This is a genomic window from Chelativorans multitrophicus (assembly GCF_011317445.1).
GTDB lineage: Bacteria > Pseudomonadota > Alphaproteobacteria > Rhizobiales > Rhizobiaceae > Chelativorans > Chelativorans multitrophicus.
In genome coordinates this window covers 1,512,799-1,536,521 of the sequence record NZ_JAAAPL010000001.1, presented here as the reverse complement: position 1 = coordinate 1,536,521, position 23,723 = coordinate 1,512,799, and the positions used below count along the sequence as shown (strand labels likewise).

Below are 23,723 nucleotides of genomic sequence, written 5' to 3'. Positions count from 1 at the left end.
ACTGCTCGACTGCCCTGCGGAAGACCTCGCCTGTGTCGCTCCCGGTCAGGACTTCTTCCTCAGCTCGGTTGGTTTATGCGCCGCCTTCTTTCCCGACTTGTCGCTCTGGACGATGTATTGCGGATCGTCCTTGGACGCGGCCACCTTGTGCGACTTGATGTAGGTTTCAGAGGTCTGCTTCTTGACTACCTTGCCATGCGTCTCGCCCTGGCTGGTGTCCCAGGAGACCTTGTCGCCCTTTTTGAAGCTTTTAGTCATTTGCCACCTGTCCACTTGGCCTGGTGCCTGGCTCCTCGACGGTTTGTCGAAGATCGTTCCGCTGCCGCTGCAGCATGGACCAATGAGGCTCTTGCTTGTGCAGACCCTCGGTAAAAACTCGGGCCAGCATCACGAGTTCCCGGAAAATGCATGAAGCCATAAGGATCTCGCTGCGCTCGACTGTCGGAACCAAACGGCTCCGTGGCTGTTGCAACAGTCCGCCGCAGAACAGCCGCCGATGCGGCTCGCGCCTGGCTTCAAGGAGAATCCATCATGCAAGAGGGTATGGGCGCGATCGTCCACGGAAACGGCGTGGCATTCCGCGTTTGGGCTCCTCATGCCGACGCGGTGTCGGTCGTCGGCACTTTCAACGACTGGTCGGACGAGGCCGCGCCGATGACCGCCGAAGATGGCGGGTTCTGGTACGCGGACCTGCCTTCCGCAAAGCCCGGCGACGAATACCGGTTCCTAATCCGTAACGGCGAAAAACGCCTGTCGCGCATTGACCCTTATGCCCGCGCTGTGACGAATTCGGTCGGCAACGGCATCATCGTCGAGCAGCAGGACGACTGGCATGAGGCCGAATTCGAAACACCGCCATGGAACGAGTTGGTCATCTACGAGATGCACATCGGCACCTTCCATCGGCCGCAAGACAATGAGCTCGGTACGTTCGACGATGCCACCGAAAGGCTTGCCCATCTGAAGCGCCTTGGGATCAATGCTGTGCAGATTATGCCAGCGATGGAGTTCGCCGGCGATATCTCCTGGGGATACAACCCGGCGCATATCTTTGCCATTGAAAGCTCCTATGGCGGGCCGGCTGCCTTCAAGGCCTTTATCAACGCGGCGCATAAGCAGGGGATCGCTGTCATCCTCGACGTGGTCTACAACCATTTCGGGCCGAGTGATCTCGATCTCTGGCAGTTCGACGGCTGGAGCGAAGACGACAAGGGCGGCATTTATTTTTACAACGACTGGCGCAGCGATACTCCATGGGGCGATACGCGTCCCGTTTACGGCCGCGGTGAAGTCCGCCAGTTCATCCGAGACAATGCCCTTTTCTGGCTCGAAGAGTACCATCTCGACGGTCTGCGTTTCGACATGACGCTCTACATTCGCAATGTGCGCGGCGACGAAGGGGATGAGGGCGATGCAATCCCCGAGGGCTGGAGCCTGTTGCAGTGGGTCAACAGCGAAATCCGCGAGCGCCTTCCCGGCCGCATTACCATCGCCGAGGACCTGCGCAACAAGGCGGAAATCACAGGCGCAGTCGATGAAGGCGGCGCAGGGTTCGGCGCGCAATGGGATTCTGAGTTCGTGCACCCGATCCGCGAGACGCTGATTGCGCCTGATGATGAGTCCCGGCACATGGGAACCGTCGCCCATGCGCTCGGCCATTCCTATAATGGGGATCCTTTCCAGCGGGTCGTCTATACCGAATCCCATGACGAAGTGGCCAATGGAAAGGCTCGCATCCCGCATGAGATCGCGCCGGGCGACCCTTCGCATTGGGCGGCGCAAAAGCGCTCAACGCTGGGTGCCGCGCTCATGCTTACGGCCCCCGGCATTCCGATGCTGTTCCAGGGCCAGGAGTTTCTGCAAGGCGAATGGTTCCAGGATACGGTTCCTCTGGACTGGGATCAGAGCGAGGAATTCAAGGGCATCGTCCGCCTCTACCGCGATCTCATTCGCCTGCGCCGAAATCAAATGTCGGTCACGTCCGGCCTGCTTGGCCGAAATACCCGAATCTTCAGGGTCGACGAGGAAAAGAAGCTTATCGCCTTTCACCGGTGGGTCGAAGGCGGGCCGCGGGACGATGTCGTCGTCGTCGCAAATTTCAGCCATCAGGCATATGCATCCTATCGCATGGGCTTTCCAAGGCAGGGCCTTTGGAACCTCCGTCTCAACACGGATTGGAGCGGCTACAGCCCGGATTTCGGCAGTTTCGAAAGCCACGATGTGGTTGCCGAAGCCGTGGAATGCGATGGGCTCTCCTGGTCTGGAGAGGTGGCGATAGGTCCCTACACCGCGCTTGTGTTCTCACAAGACTGACATGGCGAGCAGTCGCAGATCATGGCGACCATGCCCGTCCGCCCGCGTGCAGCGGTCCTAGAGGCTCGTCGCTGTATTGCTTTTGACGCTACGATCAGTCCAGCCGCAGGAGGAACGTCTTGGCAGCGGTGCAAAGCACCATCGCGCCTTTGGCAAGGGCTGCCTCGTCTACCCGGAAATTTGGGTGATGGAGCGGGTGGACCGCGTCGATGCTGTCGTTACGAATGCCAAGTCGGAAATAAACGGATGGGCATTTTTCGCTGTAGAATGCGAAGTCATCGGCTGCCGTCCATCCGGGCGCATCGAGCACGTTCTCCGTGCCGACGACCGCGGCGCCCGCGTACCGGATGATGTCTACCATTTCCGGTGCATTGACAACCGGCGGTTCGCCGCGCTGCAGCTTCACCTCCACACGGGCCCCATGGATTGCCGCCACGCCCTCCAGGATCTGCCGCAACCTGCGCCACGCCTTTTGCCGAGTTTCGTCACGGCCGCTGCGGATCGTGCCTTTCAGCCGTGTCTCGGCGGCGATGACGTTATAAGCCCCGCCCCCTTCGATGCCGGTCACGGAGACGACCAGCTGGTCATACGGGTCGACTTCCCGCGAGACGATTTTTTGCAGCTCAGTCACCATGGCACAGGCGACGGTAATGGCGTCAACCCCTTCGGAGGGCTTGGCCGCATGCGCGGAATTGCCGGTGACCACCACATCGAATATGTCGCAGGCGAGCGTATAGGGGCCCGCGCCGACCGCGATTTTCCCCGTCGGCGTATAGGGATCGACATGGATGCCGATCGCTGCATCAATGTCGTCGAGAAGTCCCTCTTGCACGACCCGCCGGCCGCCGAGCGGCTCGGCTTCTTCCGCAGGCTGGAAGATCAGCCTCACGGTGCCGCTAAAGGTCTGCCGCTGCCGATCCAGAAGAACAGCCGCGGCGTAGCCCATGGCCGAGTGCGCGTCGTGGCCGCAGGCATGCATCACGCCCGGCTTTTCGGATGCGAAGGGCACGCCCGACGTTTCGAGGATCGGCAATGCGTCGATGTCGGCGCGGATGACGATCTTGCGGTTTGAGGGGGCGGCCGTGCCGACGATATCCAAGGCAAGGCCGAAGCCCGCCACTGGCCGGACCTGATCCAGGCCCGCCTCTTCCAGAACCTGTTGCAGATAGGCCTGCGTCTCGCGTTCCTGGTTCGACAGCTCGGGATTGCGGTGAAGGTGACGCCGGATTTCGATCATCCGGCGTTCCAGTGCTGCGTCCATCATCACTGCGTTGGAATCAGGCTTTGACATGGATCCCTCGAGGAAAGTCAGTCAGCGTCTCGCAGCCATTCTCCGTGACGAGAATCGTCTCGCTCACCTCGATGCCCCAGCCATCCATCCACATGCCGAGGATGGCATGCAGCACGTTGCCCGGTTTAAGGATGGTCTGGTCGCCGGGGCGCAGGCTGATCGTGTGCTCACCCCAATCCGGCGGATAGGCTACACCGATTGAATAGCCGATGCGCGACTCCTTCTTAAGGCCATAACGCTGTATGACCTGGCGCCAGCTCGCCTCGACCGCCTCGGCCGTCACGTCAGGCTTGATGGTGGCGAGAACGGCTTCCATGCCTTCGAGAACGGCCTTGCCCGTATCGCTGACCTTGGCCGGCATCTTGCCGAGCTGGAGCGTTCTTGCGAGCCCGGCGGTGTAGCGGCGCACAGCCCCCGCAAGCTCAAGGGCGACGGTTTCATTTTCCCCAAAGCGGCGGTCGCTCCACATGAGATGGGGGGCGGAGGCGTTTTCGCCGCCGAGAATGGTCGGGGGAAGCGCGGTAATGTCGCCCGCGAAGTCCGGCGAGCCAGCGACCTGTGCGGCCTGGATTTTGGCAATCGCGTCGCATTCGCGCACGCCGGGGGCGACGGCGCCATAGGCTGCGGTCATCGCCGCTTCGGCTAGGCGCGAGGCTTTGCGCAGATAGTCGATCTCGGCGGCGGACTTGACGCTGCGGATCCAGTTGACCAGGAGGTCGGCATCGTGGAGGGTGGCGTTCGGCAGGCCGGCGGTCAGGCGGGCATGCGCTTTCGGCGAATAGTAGTAGGCTTCAAGCTCGACTCCGATATTGCCGCGGCCCCAGCCCTTCCTGGCAATCCAAGCAGCAATCCAATCCATCGGGTGCCGATCGGCGCGCTGGACGTAGTCCTCGGGGTAGCCGACGATGTTTTCCGGTTTCATCCAGGCGGTCAGCAGACCGCCGGCGGCGTCCATGGCGCGGCCAATCCAGACCGGCTCCTCATCGACCAGAGGCACGAGCACGACTTGCGGCGTGTAGAACGACCAGCCGTCATAGCCCGTGATGTAATGCTGGTTGGCGATGTCGTTGACGATCAGAAGATCGAGGTTGCGCCGCGTCATCTCCGCGCGAATGGCCTGAAGCCTGTTTCTATATTCGAGGCGGGCGAAGGGAAGCTCGATCATGGAGAACACGTCCTGTTCGATGGGCTGGTTATGAGGCCGAGGCTTTTCCAAAACGATAATGATTTTCCGGCGCGTAGGCTTGTGGTTTCATAGGGTCGCGTCAGTGTTCAGTGCTTTGCATCTTACTCGATATCCGGCTCCTCGATCGGAATGGCGAGGCCGGCCTTGACGCGATCCATAACGACCAGCGTCTTGAAGTTCTTGATGTCTGGATTTTCGTAGAAAAAGCGGCGGGTAAACGCCTCGTAGGTCTCCATGTCTCTTGCGGTGATCACCAAGACGAAATCTGCGTCACCGGTAACGTAATAGCCGGTCATCACTTCCGGCGATTTGCGGATTGCGCGCTTGAACTTGTCGATAATGTCGGCGCGTTCCCGCTCCAGCGATACGCTGACCACCATGATTATCGGTCGGCCTACGGCCTTGGGCGAAACAATTGCGACATCGCTCTCGATCACGCCCTCCGCTCGCAACCGTTTAAGCCGGCGCTGGCAAGCTGTCGGTGAAAGATGTGCGATTTCCGCGAGCTCTTCCGAGCTGAGGCGGTTGTTGATTTGGACTGCACGCAGAAGGGCGACGTCAGCGCGATCGAGGGGCTTCATGCAGGATTCCTGTAAAAACATGCCGATGAGAGCCGAAATTCGGCGCATGTCCCATTTTAGCGCCGAAAACCGTCCATGGGATAGGATAATCTGCATGGGGACTGACCGATTGTGACCATTCGTGCCGAGCCGGTTCCTGCTCGTAACCTGTCCGATCAGATTTCAGTTTTGCGGTGTCCTTCCAAGAGGCTTTCCATGAATGCTGCCACGGCCAAGATCGATTTATCCGCGAAGCTCGACCTGCTCCATGACAAAAGCCTGCTGCGCGAGCTGGCCTATGTCGACGGTCGCTGGGTAACGGGCCACGAGCCGGTCAACTTCGAGGTCCGCGATCCCGCCACCGGCGCTGTGCTCGCCTATGTCGCTTCCCTTAACGCGGCACAGGTCGACTCCGGGATCGATGCGGCCGCCCGCGCCTTTCTGTCGTGGAAGAGGCTCTTGCCTCAGGAACGCGCCGCAACCTTGCGCGCCTGGTACGAACTCATCGTCGCCGCCAAGGAAGACCTGGCGCTGCTGATGACGTTGGAACAGGGCAAGCCGCTGGCGGAATCGCGCGGCGAGATCGATTATGCCGCTTCCTTCGTCGAATGGTATGCCGAGGAAGCAAAGCGCCTCAACGTCGAGAGCGTGACCAGCCATTTACCCGGTGCCGAGATGATGGTTCGGCGCGAGCCGCTCGGCGTCGTTGGCGTGGTAACGCCCTGGAACTTTCCGTCGGCCATGCTGACGCGCAAGGCGGCCGCAGCTTTAGCCGCCGGCTGCACGATCGTCGCCCATCCTTCTTCCGAGACGCCGCTGTCGGCCCTTGCGCTGGCCGAACTCGGCGAACGAGCCGGGTTGCCGGCCGGCGTGTTAAACGTCGTCACGGGCGATGCCGCGACCATCGTAGGTCGCATGTGCGGGGATTCCCGCATCCGTGCCATGAGCTTCACCGGCTCGACCGAGATCGGACGGCTGATCGCCGCGCAATGCGCGCCTACTATGAAGCGCCTCGTGATGGAGCTTGGCGGCCATGCGCCCCTGATCGTGTTCGAAGACGCCCCGCTCGACAAAGCCGTCGATATCGCGATCGGCGCGAAATTCGCGACCTCGGGCCAGGACTGCCTCGCCGCCAACCGGATATATGTGCAGCGGGGAATCTATGGCGCCTTCTGCGAAGCCTTTGCCGCGCGGATCGCGACCCTGAAGGTGTCGGACGGACTCGACGAGACCGGTGATATCGGCCCGCTGATGCATGAGCGGGCAATAGCAAAGGTCGAGGAGCAGGTCACCGATGCGCTCGGGCGCGGCGCGCGCTGCCTGATCGGCGGCGAACGTCATCCGGCCGGCCGGCTGTTCTACCAGCCGACCCTGCTGGCCGATGTACCCGACGCGGCGCTGATCATGCGCGAGGAGACTTTCGGGCCGGTTGCCGCCGCGGTCCCCTTCGACACCGAGGACGAGGTCGTGCGCCGCGCCAACAACACCGAATACGGGCTCGTCGCCTATGTCGTCACCGAAAACGGAGCTCGCCAACTGCGCATGGGCCGCGCGCTGGATTACGGCATGGTCGCCATCAACCGCGTGAAGATCACCGGCGCCCCCATCCCCTTCGGCGGCGTCAAGCAGTCCGGCATAGGGCGCGAAGGCGCCCGCCACGGGCTGGAGGCCTTCACCGATCTCAAATATCTGTGCCTCGACGCAGCCTGAAAAAAAGGAAGCAGGAATCCGCCATGACCGACCGCTCGAACGAACTCAACGCCTGGGATCGCGACCATTTCTTCCATCCCTCGACCCATATGGGCACGCATGCGCGTGGTGAATCGCCCAACCGCGTCGTCGCCGGTGGCGAGGGCGTCTACATTACAGACGTGAATGGCCGCACGAGCCTCGACGCCTTCGCTGGCCTCTACTGCGTCAATGTCGGTTATGGCCGCCAGAAGATCGCCGACGCGATCGCCGAACAGGCCAGGAATCTCGCCTATTACCACGCCTATGTCGGCCACGGCACGGACGCCTCCATCCGGCTCGCCAAGATGATCATCGATCGTGCGCCGCAGGGCATGAGCCGCGTCTATTTCGGCCTGTCGGGCTCGGATGCCAACGAGACCAACATCAAGCTGATCTGGTACTACAACAATGTGCTCGGCCGGCCTGAGAAGAAGAAGATCATCTCGCGCTGGCGCGGCTATCACGGCTCCGGCATCATGACCGGCTCGCTAACCGGGCTCGATCTCTTCCACAATGCCTTCGACCTGCCGCGTGCGCCGATCCTGCACACCGAGGCGCCCTATTATTTCCGCCGCCCTGACCGCTCCATGAGCGAGGAGCAGTTCTCGCAGTACTGCGCCGACAAACTGGAGGAGATGATTCTGGCGGAAGGTCCGGACACGGTGGCCGCCTTCATTGGCGAGCCGATCCTCGGCACAGGAGGCATCGTGCCGCCGCCGGCCGGCTATTGGGAAAAGATTCAGGCCGTGCTGAAGAAGTACGACGTGCTTCTCATCGCCGACGAGGTGGTGACCGGCTTTGGCCGTCTTGGCACCATGTTCGGCTCCGACCACTACGGCATAAAGCCGGATCTCATCACCATCGCCAAGGGCCTGACCTCGGCCTATGCCCCACTTTCGGGCGTCATTGTCTCGGACAAGGTCTGGCAGGTATTGGTCCAAGGCTCCGACAAGCTCGGCGCGCTCGGCCATGGCTGGACCTATTCGGCGCATCCGCTCTGCGCGGCCGCCGGCGTTGCCAATCTCGAGCTGATCGATGAAATGAATCTGGTCGAGAATGCGGGCACGGTCGGCGCCTATTTCCGTGCAGAACTGGCGAATGCAGTGGGCAGTCACCCCAATGTCGGCGAGGTCCGGGGCGATGGTATGCTGGCCGCCGTCGAATTCGTCGCCGATCGTGACGATCGCGTCTTTTTCGATGCGTCGAAGAAGATCGGGCCGCAGATCGCCGCCGCACTCGCCGAACGCGGCGTGATCGGCCGCGCAATGCCTCAGGGCGACATTCTGGGCTTCGCCCCACCGCTGTGCCTGACGAAAGAAGAAGCGGACAAGGTTATCGCCGCGACGGCCTCTGCCGTCGATAGCGTGTTGGGATGACTTCAAGCGAGCTGTCGGCTGCTTGCCGTAAGCTCGCGCTATCAAAGCCGACTTTTTCGTTAAGCGATTTGCGAGCATGGGCTGCGGGAGATCCGGCGGCCCAAGCAACTCGTGGAAGAGCAGCGACTGGTCACCTGACCTAAGAGACTGAACAGACCACGCTGCCGGAAGTGATCCGCCGAAAATAGCCACGCGGCCGTGGCGGTCGTGAATCATCTACAGAATGTCCATGCAGTGAGTGAGCGGTGTCCGCCGGGAGGCAGGGGCTTCACCCTGCGATCAGCCGCTTGTAAGCGGTGATCGAGCCCACATTCCTGGCTCGCCCAGCCTCGCGCCTCGTGTAGCCTGGCACATGCCCCGCATTGCTGTGCCCCAGGCCTATTTCCGCAAGACCCCGTGCGGTGTAAGCGCGGGGTCTTGCTTTGTTGGCTAGAATTTTCCGACGACGTTGAGGAAGACGCCCTGGTCGTCGAGTGTGAGGTCGCGGAGGTCGTCGGAGAAGCGGCCGAAGTTGTAGCCGACGCCGACCTTGAAGTTGTCGCCGACATGGCGGTAAAGGGCGGCGAGGGCGCCATAGTCGGTGTCGACGCCGGGGATGTGCATGACGCGGCCCTCGACCAGGAGGTCCCATTTCTTGATGAGGTGCAGGTCGGCGCGCAGGATGCCGAGATGGGCGGAGGATTCCTGCCACTCTTCCGCAAAGCCGGTGCCGGAGCCGTCGTCGGTGCGGTATTTGACCTGGCCGATGCGGAAGCCGTATTTGCCGCCGACGGTGAGCCAGGGCATCAGGTCGTAATTGACGTCGGCCGACAGGATGTGGCTGCGCTGGGCCGGGGCGAAGCTGTCGCCGGTGGCGCCCGAGATCACCTGGTTGTTGCCCGGCAGGTCGTAAAGCCAGGTGTATTTGAACAGCGCGTTCAGGCGGTCGTTCTCGACCGGCCGGTAGGCGTAGCCGAGCGAGGCCTCGACATAGTCCGTGTCGGCGAAGAAGACCTGGGCGGACCTGGTGTCGGAGAGGACCGCGTCGACATGGGCGAGGAGCCGCCAGTCGGGGCTGGTCTTCCAGCCGAGGCCGGCGGCGAACAGGTAGGAGTTCTGATCGCGCGTGCCGTCGTCGGAGCGCTCGATCCTGACCTCGCCGCGCACTCGCGCATCGATGCCGCGCTCCTCGTCCTTGTAGCCGAGCGAAAGCGAGGGGGCGTAGCGGTCGAAGTCCTCGCGCAAGGTGGGATTGCCGGCCGCGTCCTCATAGACGGTCTCGTCTTGCACGCGGCCGATCTCCAGCCCGCCGTCGACGGTCCACTGGGCGTCGGGGGTGTAGATGACGCCATAGGTCTGGGTGAGCGACCTGCGGTTGCCGTAAAGGTCGTAATTGCTCTCCGAATAGGCCGACACCGCATCGCCCATGCGCCGCCGCATGCCGGCGACGACCGTGCCCTTGTCGCTGCCGTAGAGGTCGCGGCTGTTGTCCAGCTGGAAGGCGCGGTCCGGGTCGAGCTTGTAGCCGAGATAGTAATGGTCGTCGGCGGTCGGGTCGTAGGTGATGCCGGCCAGCCCGCCGATGCCGTGGGTGCCGTAGGAGATCTCGCCGGTCAGCCCCACCTTCTCGGTCAGCCGCCACTCGGCGCCGATGCCGGCGCGGTCGTTGCGGTCGATGTCGCGCGAGCGGTCAAGGGTGCCTTGCGCGAAGGCGTAGACCAGGCGGTCCTCATCGATCCGGTAGTCGACGCGCGCCCCGGCGTCGAGCCGGGAGCCGTTATAGCCGGACTTGCCGACCCGGCGCGCCAGCGGCGACATGATCTCCGAATAGGCGACGCCGAAGGAGAGCTTCCAGTGCTGGTCGAACTGCCAGCTGACGCTGCCGGCGCCGTCGCGGCGGAGCTGCCCGTCCGCGTCCTTCAGATCGTCATAGGCGAGCGCCAGCGCCAGCTCCTCGGTGAGATCGAGATTGGCATGCGCCCCCCAGATGCGGCGGTCGACATCGGCATGGTCGTAGAGCGTGGAGAAGCCCGCTTCCTTCTCCTCGTAATAGCCGCCCACCGTGCCGTTGATGCCGGCGCCGAGCTCTTCCAGCGCCACCTGGCCGCGCACGCGCCAGGCGGTGCCCTCGTCGTCGGCATCGGCCGGCGCGTCCGCCCGGTCGTCACCCCAGGTCAGCCCGCCATCGGCCGATTGCGACAGGTCGAAGCCGCGCCCCTTGGAATGGGCGATCTCCGCCTCCAGGAAGGTGCGCTCGGATTGGCGGATCTCAATGTCGGCGCCATAGGCCCTCTGGTCGGCAAGATCGGTCGAATCGTCCATGCCGGTGACGCCGACCCGCACCTTCTCGTTCAGCCAGTGCTGGGCCCGCCCGCCATAGACATAGCCGTCGACATCGCTCGCCAGCGGCTCGTATTCGTAGTCGACCGTCAGATAAAGGTCGTTGCCGCCGAGCGCGCCGTTGCGCACCGGCGCGTCGGTGCCGGTCATCGAGGAGAGCGGCCGGCGCAGGATGATCACCCCTTGCATATAGTCGAAGGAGTAGTCCTCGCCATAGGAGAGCGTCTGCCGCGCGACCACCCGCCCGGTCACCGCGTCGCGGGTCTCCACCCGCACCGTTTCCGAGCCTTCGACGATGTCCTGGCGCTTCAGGAAGTAGGCCGAGCCGCCGGTGCCGAGGAACACCTCGCGTGAGGGAAGCGTGTCGGGCTGCGCGCCGTAGAGGGTGACCTCGGTGCGCCGCTCGCCGAACGAGGTCGCCTCTTCGGAACGGTAGACGGCGGAGGCCCCGTAGAGCGCGCGGTCGGAGCGCAGGAACTCGGTGCCGGTGATCTGGGTCTTGTAATTGCCCCACATCACATGGCTGTCGCCGCGCTCCAGCCGGACATAGAACTTGCCCTTGGTCGGCGCGTCCTCGACAAAGGTCGAGTCGTCGCCATAGACCGGATAGTAATCGTCCGGATCGAGGCGGCGCAGCAGCCGGCGCGGGTCCTGCTTGTCGAGATTGCGCCACAGGCTTTCCAGGTCGTCCTCGCCCGTATCGGCGGCCGCCGTCAGGAGATATTCGCCCTTGATCTTGCCCTTGAGGTAAAAGGCCAGCCGCCCCTTGGAATAGACCTCGTCATATTCGCCCGGGCGCACCTCCTCGATGGCGTCGTCTCCCATGCGCTTGCCGACGGTGAGGTCGGCGAGCGCCACATAGAACCAGTCATTGTCGGGGATGTTGATCTCGCGGAAGAAGGAGAGGCCGCCGCTCTTCGACGGGCCGTCGACCGCCACGTCGACCACATGCTCGCCCGGCGGAAGGATGCGGCTGACCACGAAGGCCTGGTCCGGGTCGAGCGGGATCGTCTCGCCCAGCACCTCGACGGAGTAGCCCGGCGGCACGTGCCGGCCGTGCACCGTCACCGCGCCGCCCTTGACGGGGATGTTGTGGAAGGCCGTGCGGTCCTCGCCCCAGCCTGGCGCTGCCGCCTCGGCCTGTTTGTGGCTGGCCAAGTCCTCCCGCCCGCTGCGGGCGATGGTCAGCGGCACCGTCTCGTCATAGCGGCCCTTGGCGTCATAGACGCGCAGCACATAGGCGTAGCCCGCCTCGCCGCCTTCCGGCATGGTCCAGGTGGCGGTGCCGTTGATCGTCACCGGCACCACCGCCGCCGGGCGGACATCTGCTTTCTCGCCCGCTTCATAAATGCGGATCTCGGCGCGGTCGATGAAGGCGGGGTAGTTGGCCGTGGCGAGGAATGTGATCGTCTCGCCCGGCCGGTAGAGGCGTTCGACCGGCATGGTCGAGACATTGAGCAGCCGGTCCGCCTCGAGCCCGTCGAACTTGACCTGGATGTCGACCGCCGACAGCGCCACATCGGTCTGGCGCTGCCGGTCCACCGGCTTCGATGCGGGTTCGGCCTGGCCGGGCGCCAGCGCTTCCTTGGCGCGCTCGCCGCTCTTGTCGACCGTCTCGCCGTCGACCTTGATCATGAAGGGAATCGCCGGCGCGTCGGCCGCCGTTTCCGTTTCGGTGTTGGCGCCGACCGGAAGGTGTCCGGCCGTGCCGTCATCGACGGCCTTGCCGCGGATCGGCGCGGCGCAACCGGCGCCCGCACAAGCCTCCCCCTCGGCCAGGGCCGGGCCGCTGCCGACAAGCGCCATGAGCGCGATGCCGGCCAGCAGGAGCGTGCGATTGCGGCAAACAATATGCGTGGTATTCATGCCCGTCTTCCCGATCAGCGCGCTCATTGAACCGCCTCCACTCGCATCTCGATCTCCAGTCGGTAAGCACCTCCTCTCCTGCGCCAGCGTTCCGCGATCAGCTCTCTCGCCTGCATGATCCGCGCGCCGGCCAATGCCCGGTCGACACCGCCGTAGAAGTAGGTCAGCCGCAGCACCGACTGCTCCTCGGCAAGGACGCCGATCAGCCGGTCGACGCTCTCTGCCCATTCCGGCTTCAGCTGCGCGGCGTCCGGCGCGAAGGCCGCGTCCGTCAATTCCAGACGGACGACGCGTCCCACCGCGGCGCCGAAGTTCAGCTTCGTCGTCTTGCCCGCCGTCAGCCGCACCACGCGCGGGTTCTCCGTCGTCAGGCGATAGCCCGTCGGCAGCGTGCGCGTGTCCAGCTTCATGATGAAGTTCGAACCGATGCGCGCCTCCGGCAGGTCGGCGCAGGCCACATGGAAGCGGCCATATTCATCCGTGGTGATGAGCCAGCCCTTGACGGTGGCCACCCGCACGCCGGGGAGCCCCGGCTCGCCCTGGTCCTGGTAGCCGTTGCGGTTGACGTCGTCGAACACCTTGCCGATCACGTCGCCGCAGTCGAACACCGGCTCCGCCAGGATCTCCACCACCGCCTGCGCTTCCGGCGCCAGCTGCCGTCCCGAGGCATCCTCGGCGCGCGCCCGGTTGACATGCTCGCCGGGACCCGCCGAGCTCAAGGCCAGCATTCGCAGCCGGATCTCGATTTCCTGATTGCCTTCCAGCGACAGGTTCTCGAAGCGGATCTCGCGCCCCGCCTCCACCGGCTCCACGGCAACATCGCCGACCGTCGCCGAGCCCTCCACATAGCGGAAGCCCGGCGGGATCCGGTCGACCACCGTCAGCCCGTCCACCCGCGACCCGGCAAGGTTCGTCACCCGGATCGTGAACGGCGCCTGCTCGCCGCGCCGGATGGCGCGCAGATTGGCGATCTTCGCAATCGAGATATTGCTCGCCGCAGCCGGCAAGTCCAAAGAGGTTCCGCTGCCTGGTGAGTTCACCTCCGTACCGGTTACCCGATCGCCATTGGCATAACCTACCGCCGTAGCCGTGTTCTCGACGCCCTCCTCGACACCGGCTCCATTGTCGATATCGGCCTGCGTCAGGACATAGCTGGCCTCGAACACAGTCTCCTCGCCCGGCTCCAGCGTTGCCGAGGCCGGATCGAAAGCCGACAGCTCGCCGCCGCCTTCCTGGCCGTCAAATGTCGGACCGGCATCCTCCGGAACCACGTCCTGCAGCACCACGTTCCCGGTATTGGTTACCGTGAACTTGTAGTGGATCGTGTCACCCACATTGGCGAAGCCGTTGCCGTCGGTGTCCTCATAGGTTCCCGTCTTGACCAACTCGAGCCCGGTCAACTGGGACGGCACCGTCACACAGTCGTCCGACGGACATACGGGATCCGGGTCGCCCGGCTCCTTGATCATGTTGGATATCCCAATCGCTCCGTCGGGCAGTGGGTCGACCACCGTCGCTATCACCGTCAGCACCAGTTGGCCCGGATTGGTCCCGTCGTGCTCCGGAATGCTGAGCCCGGTCCAATCCACCACACCACCGCCGGGATTGCCCCCCGAGTGGGTGCCGCCATTGTCGGCCGAGACAAAGACAGTGTTCTCGTCGAGCAGGTCCTGGATGGCATAGTCGTCCGCCGGGCCACCGGTATTGGTGAGCGTGATCTCGTAGGTGAGCCTTTCGCCCGGCTCGGCAACACCTTCCGTGAGGCCATCCTCGGCGACCAATTGCTTCATCCGCAGGATACGCGCGGAGGCCGGCAATTCGTAGCACTGGGTGGGCGTCACCCGGCAGTCAACGATCTCATTGGGCTCGTAGACGATATTGCTGATCCTGGTTACGCTCTCGGGGATCGGATCGACGACCTGGAGCTGTACCGTGAGCACCAGTTGGCCCGGATTGGTTCCGTCGTGCGCCGGAACGGTGAGCCCCGTCCAGGTGATCAGATCGCCATCGTCCGTGCCGCCGGCGGCATCTACCACCGTCAGGTTTTCGTCATAATCGTCGATCAGCTCGTAACTGCCGCGCGCCGAGTCATAGGGGTTGGTGAGCGTGATTTCGTAGGTGAGCGTCTCGCCCGGCTCGGCAACACCGGCCAGTTCACCGCTCTCGCCAACCAGCTCCTTGACCTTACGGATAACGGGCACCGTGTTGGTGTCCGTGGATTCGTTGTCGTTCGGGTCGGGATCCGGCACGTCAGATGGGTTGGTGACCGTCGCCGTATTGACGAGATCGCCCTCAAAGTCTGCCGGCACCGTCATGGTGAGCGTGAAGGTGACGGAGCTGCCCACGTCGCCGTCCACCGGGAGGTCCACCGGCACGTCGGTGATGGCGCCCGTGCCGCTTGGCACGCTGCAGTACCCACCGCCGGTCGGGCTGCCGCAAGTCCACTCCGCATCGGTGATACCGTCGGGGAGCGGATCGTTCACCAATGTCCCTGCCACCCCGAACGGACCGTCATTGGAAACGACGATCGTGTAAACCACCTCGCCGCCCGCCGTGTAGGTCTCGCTGCCGTCGTCCTTGGCGATCGTCACGTCGGCCGGAAAGGTCAGCGGCGTGGTGGCGCATTTGGCGCCGTCGTTCTGGCCCGAGCCTTGAAGGTCTGAGATGAGTGTTCCGCGGCCTGTTTCTACATTGAACCGGTAGAAGCCGCCAACATTGTTCGAGCCGAAGATGCCGTTGCTGGCGCCGAACATGCCGCCGAACGAATTCTGTGTCAGGCCGGTCTCGCCGACGGTGTCGACAAAGCCCGTGGCCGGGTCGATCGTAACGAGTTGGCCAGTACCGGTGACGCTGTAGAGCAGCCCGTTATACCATGCGAGGTCCGGACCGTGGGTGGCGGCCCCGGTCAGCGGCACGGATGTCGCCGTTCTGTTTGTTACATTAACGGTATAGAGCCGACCGGCAGTCGCCGAATAGAGTGTGCCGTCCGGACTGAATTCACCTGTGACAGTGGCATTCGGAAAGCCGGCAATCTCTCCGAGCACCTGCACGCCGCCGTCACTGCCAACGCGCGCCAACCGTGGGGGGGTAGTGTTGATCTCGAAGCCATAGATATAGTTGTCTATGGGGTTCATCGCGATGCCGTTGTACTGGTTATTCGAGGCTGGCCCTATCGGATTGACGTCGAACGGGTTATCCGAGGTTTCGAAGCGGAAGAGCTGTGTCGGAACGTTCTGCGCCAGATACATGGATGGGCTGCAGGAGCCGAAGGACGGAGAAAATGTGTTGGTGATCGTGCAGACGGCGCTTTGACCGTTTTCCAATGCCACGGAATTGCCATCCGTTGCTGCCCCGCCGTCAATCGCGCAGCTATACTCGGAAGCAGCATAGCCAAGTTCAGTGTAGGACTCGCTCAGCGCATATGTGCCCGCCGGGACCGACGCATCGGTGACGGCAGGGTCGCCCATCACGCCTTGAATCGTTGTCGGCCCCTCAGCCTGCAGGGTGAAGTCGCCCGGCCCGGCGCTGCCCCCTTGAGAGTTGTCGACAATCTTCCGCAGGGTCAGCGTTGGCTGGCACACGGAGGTCGACTCGATTTGCGCCATGAACGCCTGCGCACCAGGTCCGGACTTTATGTGGACGACGATGGTGTTGAGGCCGGTCTGCCAGGCGCCGTTCATGGCACCGCTAGCTCCGTTGCCGGCCTGGAATCCGCTGTAGAAATACGGATCCTCAGGAGCGTAGTCGGATTGGATATTCTGGTCGACCCCGTTCACCCACACCTCGTAAACCGAGTTATCCGCAAAAAAGGTCATCTGCAGATCGAGCGTCGAGGGGTCGACCGAGGGATCGAGGCTGAACTCGTAGCGGTAGAAGATGTCGTAATTTTCGGGGGTGGGTTGAGTGGCAGTGGAGTTATGAGAAATCCAGTTGGCGTTGCCAAAGGGCGAGGTCGTGTAGTTGGCAGGTGGATCATCTACGACGACGGCGTCGGCGTAGGTCAGACCTCCCGGCGGCGGACCGGTAATATCCGTGGTTGTCAGGGCGACGTCCCAGTTGGCATCGGTGCCCGAAGTCAGCATGCCGCCACTCGAGGAATCGTATGCCGTGTTGAAAATGGCGCCGTCCGTCGTGCACGAGACGGTGGGGCCCGCTTGGGCACGAGCCTCTTCCGTGGTGCCGAACGCAACCCAAGCCGCTAAAAACAAGAAACCGGTAAGGGAACTCCTGAGAAGACCAGGGGGATATCGGCGCACGGCCCCCGGCCGCCGTGTTGCCGCCCCACCTATGTTTTGGCGACGACTAAGAAAGCTGCTTGCGACAGCGGAGTGAAAGACCGGCTTCTGCATGGACGACTCCCTCGTATGTGAATCGTCCGTTGCGGTTTTCCGAGCGACAACCTCGGACCGCCCTGGCATGGCATGGGATCCCCCTCGATCCCGGACGCCGCATCAAATGCCAGGCAAACCCCCGCACCGGACAATTCCAGTCCGCGGAGTTAGGCACGTGATCTATGGTCTTGTATTTCGGGATATTGCTCTGAGTATTAGAATGCTGCTTATCAGGGTTTTATTTGCCAGCTTCCGGTCACGTCACGAGGATAATCACGCCGATCATGGGCTAGTCCTCGGATTTACGAGAAGCCGCCCCGATGCCTGGAGACGACTGCTCGCATGAGGTGAAGATATAATGTTGCTGCCGGCACAGTACGTGCAATTCTTGAGGCGGCAAAAGACCGATGAGGCTGCAGAGGTTGCGCCGCAGGCAACTCCACAGAAGCGGCCGAGTTTTGGTGTTCCAAGCGGTTTCAGTCTCAAGGCTCACCACGCGCTTCAAGACGCGTCTCGATCTCCAAGGAGTAGGCCCGTGGCCGCTCTCGCCAGCGTTCGGAGATCAGCTTTTTCATGAGGCGCATGCGCTCTTTTGCCAGCGCTAGATCGCTGCCCGCGTCGATATAGAAGAGCTGCAGCGCCGAGCGTTCCTCGGAAAGCACCTCGATTAGCTCGTCAATGCCGGCCACCCAGATGGACCGGAGATCTACCCTGCCGGGTTCGAACGCCTCGCCCGTGAGATCGAGCCGCACCACCCTGCCGATCGACGCCCCGAAATCGAGCTTTGTCATCTTGCCCGCCGTCAGCCGCACCACGCGCGGATTTTCCGTCGTCACGCGATAGCCCGAAGGCAGCGTGCGCGTATCGAGCTTCATGATGAAGTTCGACCCGATGCGCTGGTCCGGCAGGTCGGCGCAGGCGACATGGAAGCGGCCATGGGCGTCCGTCGTCACCAGCCACCCCTTCACCGTGGCGAGCCGCACGCCCGGCAGCCCCGGCTCGCCCTGATCCTGGTAGCCGTTGCCGTTCCGGTCATCGAACACCCTGCCGACGATGTCTCCGCAGTCGAACACCGGCTCGGCCAGGATCTCGACCGCTGCGCGTGCCTGATTGCTCATGTGGCCGGACCGGTCCTCGGCATGGGCTAGATTGACGTGCTCGCCCGGCCCGGCCGAGGAGAGCGCCAGCAGCCTGAGCCGGATCTGCACCTCGCCATTGCCGGGTACGGTGATACCGGTGAAGCGGATTTGCCGTCCGGCGATCTCCGGCGACACTTCCACCCCATCCACCGTTGCCGAATCCTCCACATAGCGGAAGCCCGGCGGCACAGTGTCGATCACGGTGATTCCGGATGCGGGGGAGCCGGCATCGTTGACGACTTGTATAATGAACGGGGCCTGTTCGCCGCGACGGACAGCGCGCACCAGCGCCTGCTTCACCACCGTAAGCGGTTTTGGCGCCGGCAGTGCCAGCGACCAGACGCTCTCCTTAGATTCAACCGGTGTGCCGGTAACACGCGTGCCGTTGGCGTAGCCCATTGCAATGGCCATGTTCCGCACGCCATCCTCGATTCCAGCGCCATTGTCGATGTCGGTCTGACTGAGTGTGTAGGTCGCTTGGAAAACCTGGCTTCGGCCGGGATTGAGCGTCAGCGGAGCGGGCGTGAAGGGCGAGAGGGCACCCGTCCCCTTCATGCCATTGAAGGTGGGCCCTTCATCCACGGGTGTGACCTCGGCCAGCGGCACATTGCCCGTGTTGGTCACCGTGAAAGTGTAGAGGATCTTGTCGCCCGCAATCGCCGCCGCATTGCCGTCGTGGTCGTATGCGCCCTTCTTGACCAATTCGAGCCCGGTCCTTTGCGCCGGGGTAGGCACGCAGTTGGGCGGCGTTGGCATCACGTCGCACTTCGGCTCCGGATCGCCCTCGTCATAGGCAACATTGCCAATCGACGTCACACCCTCCGGGAGTAGATCGGCAACCCGCACCTGATAAACCACGTTGACGGCGCCATTGGCCGGAATGATCAAGTCGCTCCACAGCAGGGGATCGCTTCCCGTGGGCTCCCGTGCTGCACCGTCGACGGTCGCCGAACCTGCCACATATGCCGTGTTGTCGTCGATGTTGTCGACAAGGTCATAGGGTGCTGCCTGGGAGTGCCCGTTCGTCAGCGTAATTGTATAGGTCAAGGTTTCGCCGGGCTCGGCAACGTCCGGCGCTACCCCGCTCTCGCCTGTCAGAGCCTTTGACGGTTCCGCCTTTCCGGCGGCGGGGGTCGTGACGCACGCATCCGGATTTGCGTCGCAATCGTCGGTCGCGGCATTGCGGATCTCCGTGACCCCGTCGGGAAGGGGATCGGCCACTTTCACCGAATAGACCGCAGTCAGAGTGCCGTTGGCAGGAACGACCAAATTGTCCCAGGTTAGAGGATCTGCGCCCACCGGCTCGCGTGGTGTCCCATCGATCGATGCGGAGCCGGTCACATAGATGGTTGCGTCGTCGATATCGTCTTTCAAATCATAGGGCGCGGGATTGCCGTCATTATTGGTCAGGATTACCGTGTAGGTCAGTGTTTCGCCCGGCTCGGCGGCATCGGGGATAATACCGTCCTCCCCGGTTAATGCTTTCGAAGGTACCGCCTTGCCTGCCGCCGGTATGGTGACGCAGGCATCGGGGTTTAGGGCGCAGTCGTCGGTTGCAGCGTTGCCGATGGTCGTCACCCCGTCCGGAAGAGGATCCGCGACCTTAACCGAATAAACGACCCTTGCCGTACTTCCGGCGGGGACAGGAAGATCGTCCCAAAGGAGCGGGTCCGGTCCGGTAGGCTCGTGCGCTATGCCGTTCACAGTCGCCGAACCCGCCACATATGTCGTGTTGTCGTCGATGTTGTCTTTGAGATCGTATGTTGCGGTGCTGGCCCCGTTATTGGTCAGGGTCAAGGTGTAGGTGAGTGTCTCGCCCGGCTCCGCGACACCGGAAATGATTCCGTCCTCGCCGGTCAGCGCCTTGACCGGGGCAAAGTCGTCGTTGGTGATTTCGCAGACGGCGCTCTGCCCGCTGCCGAGGTTCAGCGTGTTGCTGTCGACAGCCGTCCCGCCGTCGATCGAGCAACTGTAAAGCGTGGGAGCGTAGCCCGAAGGTCCGGTCTCGGAAAGCGTATAGGTGCCTGCGTCTATCGGCGCATTCGTCACCGCCGGATCACCCGATGCGCCGGAGATCGGAATCGGCCCGCTCGCCGAAAGGGTGAAATCCGCAACCGTCGCCGTGCCGCCATCATCATTCACGACGGTCTTTCGCAGTGTCAGGGTCGCGGACTGGTCGTTATTGGTGATGGTACAAACCGCATTCTGCCCGCTACCAAGCGTCAGATCGTTACCATCAACAGCCGCGCCGCCATCAATCGAGCAGCTGTAGAGCGAGGCCGCATAGCCCGCCGGCCCGGTCTCCGAAAGCGTGTAGCTGCCCGCATCCACAGGCGCGTTCGTCACCGCCGCATCGCCGGACGTGCCGGAGATCGGAGTGGGGCCATCGGCCAGAAGCGTGAAATCCGCAGCCGCCGCCGTTCCGCCATTGTCGTTTACGACGACTTTCTCCAGCGTCAGGATCGCCTGCTCATCGTCGTTGGTGATCGTGCAGACGGCGTTCTGACCGCTGTCCAATATCAGATTGGCGCCATCAACGGCCGCGCCGCCGTCGACCGAGCAACTGTAGAGTGCCCCATAGCCGGCTGGGCCGGTTTCCGACAACGTGTAGGCGCCGGCGTCCACTGGCGCATTCGTCACCGCCGGATCACCGGACGTGCCGGAGATCGGTGTCGGGCCGCTCGCCGAAAGCGTGAAGTCCGCAACCGTCGCCGTGCCACCGTTGTCGTTGACCACCGTTTTCTGCAGCGTCAGCGTCGCCTGCTCGTCATCATTGGTGATCGTGCAAACCGCGCTCTGCCCGCTGCCCAGGGTCAGGTTGTTGCCATCAACGGCCGCCCCGCCATCGACCGAGCAACTGTAAAGCGAGTCCGCATAGCCGGTCGGCCCGGTCTCCGACAGCGTATAGCTGCCCGCATCCACCGGTGCGTTCGTCACCGCCGCATCGCCGGACGTGCCGGAGATCGGAGTGGGGCCACTGGCCAAAAGCGTGAAGTCAGCAACCGCTGCCGTGCCGCCATTGTCGTTCACGACTGTTTTCTGCAATGTCAGCGTGGCCGGTTGGTCGTCATTGGTGATGGTGCAGACGGCGCTCTGACCGCTGTCCAATGTCAGATTGATGCCATCAACGGCCGCGCCGCCATCAATCGAGCAACTGTAGAGTGCCGCATAACCGGCTGGACCGGTTTCCGACAGCGTGTAGGCGCCGGCGTCCACCGGCGCATTTGTCACAGCCGGATCACCGGACGTGCCGGAGATCGGTGTCGGGCCGCTCGCCGAAAGCATGAAGTCCGCCACCACGGCCGTGCCGCCATCATCATTCACCACGGCTTTCTGCAGCGTCAGAGTCGCCTGCTCGTCATTATTGGTGATCGTGCAAACCGCGTTCTGCCCGCTTCCCAGGGTCAGGTTGTTGCCATCAACGGCCGCCCCGCCATCGATCGAGCAACTGTAAAGCGAGGCCGCATAGCCGGCGGGCCCGGACTCCGACAGCGTGTAGCTGCCCGCATCCACCAGTGCATTCGTCACCGCCGCATCGCCGGAGGTGCCGGAGATCGGAGTCGGGCCACTGGCCGAAAGCGTGAAGTCCGCAACCGCTGCCGTGCCGCCATTGTCGTTTACTACTGTTTTCTGCAACGTCAGCGTGGCCGGCTGGTCGTCATTGGTGATCGTGCAGACGGCGACGTCGCCCACCGCCAGGCTCAGTGTGTTCCCATCCACTGCGGCGGCACCATTCACGGAGCAGCTATAGGGCCCCACCGCCTGATAGCCGGAAGGCGCGCTCTCCGACAGGGTGTAGTCGCCCGCCAGGATAGTCGCATTCGTCACCGCCGGATCGCCGGATGTGCCTGAGATTGGTGTCGGGCCGCTGGCTGAAAGGGTGAAGTTCGCCTCCGTTGCCGTGCCGCCGTCATCGTTAATTACCGTTTTCTGCAGCGTCAGCCTTGTAGAGGTGTCGGTATCGGTGGCCGAATTGTTGTCCGGGTCGGGGTCCGGCACATCCGGGCCCGGATTTACCACTGTCGTCGTGTTGACGAGATCGCCTGTGTAATCCGCCGGCACATCGATCGTAAACGTAATGGTGACTGACGAGTTGGCCGGCAGGTTTACCGGGAAGTCCACGATGGCGCCGGATTGAGTGGCTGTGCTGCTGCATGAGGCACCGCCGGTCGGCGAGCCGCAGCTCCAACTCGCCTGGCTGATCCCGCTAGGCAGCGGGTCGTTGACCAGTGCGTTCTGAACACCGAAAGGACCCTTGTTGGAAACAACGATCATGTACTGCACTTGCTGGCCCGCCAGATATTCTTGGGCGGAGTCCGTCTTGGTGATCTGCGTGTCGGCGGGCAGAGTGACGGCCGTCGTAGGGCACTTGGCGCCGTCGCCACCGCCCGTCGGCGAGCTGGAGATCAGCACCGCTCGCCCCGTCGTGGTGTCGAACCGGTAAAATCCGCCGTTATTGTCGCGGCCGAAAACACCGTTGGTGGCGCTGATCATCGAGCCGAAGGCGCCGCCGGTGCCCGAGATCTGCGGCAGGAGAGTTATCGCGCCGCTGCTGGGGTCGACCGTATAGAGACGATCGTTGACGTGATCATGGGCGTAGATCAGGCCATTGTGCCAGGCCGAGTCTGCAGAAGCGATGGCGGTTGAAACGCCGTTAAGGGTGAGCGGAATGGCGGTGGCGCTGCGGTCTCCCACGGTGTCGCCGCCAAGGTCGATCCTGAACATCGTGTCCGAGCCAGCGCCGCCATTGTGCTTGACGTAGAGAAAGCCGTCTGCGCCGACCACGCCGGTCGCGAAGCTAGCTTGGAAATCGGTCGTATTTATCCCGCCGCCGACGACGCGCCCCATGTCCCGCACGGAGCCGTCGCTGCCGATTCGCAGGAGGCGGTGCGTGGTGCCGTCCCAGCGGGTGGCATAGATGTATCCGCTGAACGGGTCGAAGCCGGCCCCGTTGTAGCCGGGGGAATCGCCCGGGCCTACGGTATCGGAGAAATCGAACGGATTGGTGCTCGTGTCGACCCTGACAAGCTGCGTCGGGTTGGCGCCCATCGTAAGATATATGCTCGAGTCGCATGCGAAGGTGGGCTGGGCCTGCGCCTGCGCCTCGGAACCCCACCCGGACATAGCTAAAATGGCGAATGCTCCCGCCAATCCCCCGCCGAGATGACGCGTTGCAAAGTTCATCGACAGTAGCACCGCATGAATAGCCCCCCGGCCAATCGCAGCCGGTTTTCGCCATGCCGGCTGCGCTACCACCACGGTTTGAAGCGAGCCACGACCCAAACCGGGTAATCAGTTTTGTTGTAGGTGAGCACAATCCGGGAATGCGGTATTTCAGAATGCTGCTTTATTATCAGGAAAATGCGCGTTGTGCCGTTCCGGCCAATTGTAGTAGTAGCTTTCTAAGTTCCTGTTATCGCTTGATAAAACGAACCGTCAGCGGACTTAAATCTTCGATCCTGCAGTCTATTGCGGCCTCAGTCATATATAATACAGAAGCGGCCGGGGACGGTTGCGCGAAACGAAGCTCGCCAATTACTCCTGGCGCGACGTCTGCCGAAGCCTGCCATTTTTAACGGAAGGCTCCATGGACATCACTGACCTCCAAACG

10 protein-coding genes are annotated in these 23,723 nt (G+C 63.0%); 3 read left to right on the top strand and 7 right to left on the bottom strand.

Translation table 11 applies throughout. From position 1 onward, the window contains the following. Positions 1–45: 45 nt before the first annotated feature. Positions 46–258 (bottom strand): hypervirulence associated TUDOR domain-containing protein, encoded by a 213-nt coding sequence (locus GNP00_RS07465; protein ID WP_011581747.1) that lies wholly within the window; start codon positions 256–258, stop codon positions 46–48. 273 nt (positions 259–531) lie between these two features. Between GNP00_RS07465 and GNP00_RS07460 the strand changes: the two genes are divergently transcribed. Further along, positions 532–2,313 carry an alpha-amylase family glycosyl hydrolase gene (locus GNP00_RS07460; protein WP_011581746.1) on the top strand — a complete coding sequence of 594 codons (1,782 nt, stop codon included), beginning with the start codon at positions 532–534 and terminating at the stop codon, positions 2,311–2,313. 94 nt (positions 2,314–2,407) lie between these two features. Here GNP00_RS07460 and GNP00_RS07455 read toward each other — a convergent pair whose 3' ends face one another. The 3 genes from GNP00_RS07455 to GNP00_RS07445 all read right to left on the bottom strand — a co-directional run bounded on the left by GNP00_RS07455 (position 2,408) and on the right by GNP00_RS07445 (position 5,371). Then, entirely contained in the window at positions 2,408–3,604 is a 1,197-nt protein-coding gene (locus GNP00_RS07455) for a M20 metallopeptidase family protein (RefSeq protein ID WP_011581745.1), read from the bottom strand. Further along, on the bottom strand, positions 3,591–4,769 hold the full coding sequence (locus tag GNP00_RS07450) for a M24 family metallopeptidase (RefSeq protein WP_011581744.1): 1,179 nt from the start codon (positions 4,767–4,769) through the stop codon (positions 3,591–3,593). The genes GNP00_RS07455 and GNP00_RS07450 overlap by 14 nt, the downstream gene beginning before the upstream one ends. A 122-nt stretch (positions 4,770–4,891) precedes the next feature. Beyond that, entirely contained in the window at positions 4,892–5,371 is a 480-nt protein-coding gene (locus GNP00_RS07445) for an Lrp/AsnC family transcriptional regulator (protein ID WP_011581743.1), read from the bottom strand. A 195-nt stretch (positions 5,372–5,566) separates the two neighbouring features. Between GNP00_RS07445 and GNP00_RS07440 the strand changes: the two genes are divergently transcribed. Further along, entirely contained in the window at positions 5,567–7,060 is a 1,494-nt protein-coding gene (locus GNP00_RS07440) for an NAD-dependent succinate-semialdehyde dehydrogenase (protein WP_166015820.1), read from the top strand. A gap of 23 nt (positions 7,061–7,083) precedes the next feature. Further along, positions 7,084–8,457: an aspartate aminotransferase family protein gene (locus tag GNP00_RS07435; RefSeq protein WP_011581741.1), complete on the top strand. Its 1,374-nt coding sequence runs from the start codon at positions 7,084–7,086 to the stop codon at positions 8,455–8,457. A 429-nt stretch (positions 8,458–8,886) separates the two neighbouring features. Here the strand turns inward: GNP00_RS07435 and GNP00_RS07430 are convergent, their stop codons facing one another. The 3 genes from GNP00_RS07430 to GNP00_RS07420 all read right to left on the bottom strand — a co-directional run bounded on the left by GNP00_RS07430 (position 8,887) and on the right by GNP00_RS07420 (position 23,296). Continuing rightward, complete coding sequence (locus tag GNP00_RS07430; protein ID WP_011579394.1) at positions 8,887–12,669, bottom strand: TonB-dependent receptor; 3,783 nt, start codon at positions 12,667–12,669, stop codon at positions 8,887–8,889. Further along, positions 12,666–16,724: a DUF6923 family protein gene (locus GNP00_RS07425; protein WP_166015818.1), complete on the bottom strand. Its 4,059-nt coding sequence runs from the start codon at positions 16,722–16,724 to the stop codon at positions 12,666–12,668. Before GNP00_RS07425 ends, GNP00_RS07430 begins: the two co-directional genes overlap by 4 nt. Before the next feature lie 731 nt (positions 16,725–17,455). After that, positions 17,456–23,296: a DUF6923 family protein gene (locus tag GNP00_RS07420; protein ID WP_011579396.1), complete on the bottom strand. Its 5,841-nt coding sequence runs from the start codon at positions 23,294–23,296 to the stop codon at positions 17,456–17,458. Positions 23,297–23,723: the final 427 nt, after the last annotated feature.